The sequence below is a fragment of the uncultured Photobacterium sp. genome, from assembly GCF_947502415.1.
In the GTDB taxonomy this organism is placed as follows: Bacteria; Pseudomonadota; Gammaproteobacteria; order Enterobacterales; family Vibrionaceae; genus Photobacterium.
Genome location: NZ_CANMZV010000069.1, coordinates 1 through 1,962 on the forward strand (window position 1 = coordinate 1; position 1,962 = coordinate 1,962).

1 protein-coding gene is annotated in these 1,962 nt (G+C 39.1%); it reads right to left on the reverse strand.

What is annotated here, in order from left to right:
• Nucleotides 1–190: 190 nt before the first annotated feature.
• Nucleotides 191–1,834, reverse strand: coding sequence for a hypothetical protein (locus Q0852_RS23455; protein WP_299022814.1), 1,644 nt, complete (start codon nucleotides 1,832–1,834; stop codon nucleotides 191–193).
• Nucleotides 1,835–1,962: the final 128 nt, after the last annotated feature.

Below are 1,962 nucleotides of genomic sequence, written 5' to 3' on the forward strand. Positions count from 1 at the left end.
ATAGTTACAGGCCATACTAATGATTTAAATATTTCCACAAAATGTTCCATAAACCTCCCATATAAACCTAACGCCTGTAATAAGGTGCCCCACACTAAACCAGCAAAGCACACTGAACTTCAAACCAAAACTGCCGAGTGTAACGGGTCACCTTGATTGCCTTGTTATAAGTTATTGAATTTAATCAGAGTTAGAAAGAAGACTCTAACACATAATCTTTCGGCTCAAGTAACGATTGTAATTCTGATGATAGCTCAGAATCGTATCCCCAAACCAAAACTGAACCATTATTTTGTAATGCAATAAACCCAGCTTGAGTGGCCTTTAGTAACTTTGTTGATTTCAACTGTGCTTCTACCGCACTCATATTTCCACCACTGTTATGATCGCCCCAAGCAACCAAGCCACCATCTCGATTCCTAGCCACGAAAGAACATTCAGAGGCCACAACCTCAATAATACCTGTCAGGCTTTTTGTAGTGCTATTTTCGCCACCACAGCCGGGATTTCCCCAATTTATAATTGAACCATCAGACTTGAGCGCACTAAAAGCATTGGCATTTGCTACAATAGTCTTTACACCAGAAAGAGGTCTATCAAGTTGAGATGCATCTCCTACATCAAGATCTCCCCACATTTCCACATTGCCATCTTGAGTAAGTACGGCGACAGCCCCCCAGGTTGAAAAAACTTCCTTTGCGCCAGGAATTGACTTGACACGCTTCAGCAAACCACTTGAATAGACGTCTGCTCCCCAAGAAATCACATCGCCATTATCTTTTATCGCAATAAAATCTGTACCATTCTGATAAGTCTGATAGAACTTAGTCCTATTAGAATAAACGTCTGACACACCGACTAATTCCGACCGTATATGATCACTGTGTCCACCAAAGTTTAGCTCTCCCCAAGTCACGACAGATTTATCACCTTTAAGAGCCGCAAACGCAACTTCATTCTCGGCAATTTTCTCAACGTCTACAAGCAGGTGATTAACTGAACTGTTATCTCCACCAGAACCTGCAGCCCCCCAAGATACAACTGTCTTATTAGCTTTTAGCGCGGTAAAAGCATTTTTAGCTGAATAGATATTTTTCACATTCACAAGTTGATCATTAATGGCTTGGCTATTTCCCCCTGCATATTCGTTGCCCCATGTGATAACGGTTCCATCCGCTTTTAATGCGGCAAAAGCACCACCTTGGTTTGAATAAAAGTGCGTAACATTTGAAACTTCAGGACTTGTTTCTTGCCTTTTTGATGTTCCCCACGTCACAAATTCACCGTTAGTTTTATTTGCAGCAAAACCAAATTCAGTCTCAAATACAGTTTTAATATCATCCAACTTATCAATATTTTGGGAGCCACCTAACCAAGAAACAAGGGAATCATCTGTTTTCTTAACCGCTAAATATCGAGTTGATGTGTAAATACCTTCTGCTATTGAAGGTTGATATACTACGTACTCAGAGTGTGACACACCATTTATCGTTGCATTAACATCAATTTTTAGTTTTACACCAAAATCGTCTTGGAGTAACGTATAAGAGTTAGCCAAAAATTCCTTATCGGAAACAGGAACGTCATCAATTAAAACTGTATCACCAAACTGTCCATTATTATTTATATCAAAAGTCCATTTGTATTGAATGTTTTTACAGTTATCACAGTCAACCCCTAATGTAACTGTATTGCCTATATTCAATACGTTGTCTTTATTTATAGTTAAAGTTGATGATTTACCCTGAGGTGTTGCAGAAGAACCACCTCCACCACAGGCACATACCATTAGACTCAAGGCGGTAACAGTAAAAATTTGATTAAAAGATTTCATTATTTATTATCCAATATTTATATTTAAGCCATACTTACTTCAGAGAAAAAACTTATAACGCCGGGCATAAGGTGCGCCAACGCTGAATTTACCAAACCAAATACACTCCGAACCAAAACTGCCGAGTG

What these genes read in the sequence shown, in the direction of transcription:
- Q0852_RS23455 (WP_299022814.1), bottom strand. Translation starts at nt 1,834, where the DNA reads ATGAAATCTTTTAATCAAATTTTTACTGTTACCGCCTTGAGTCTAATG.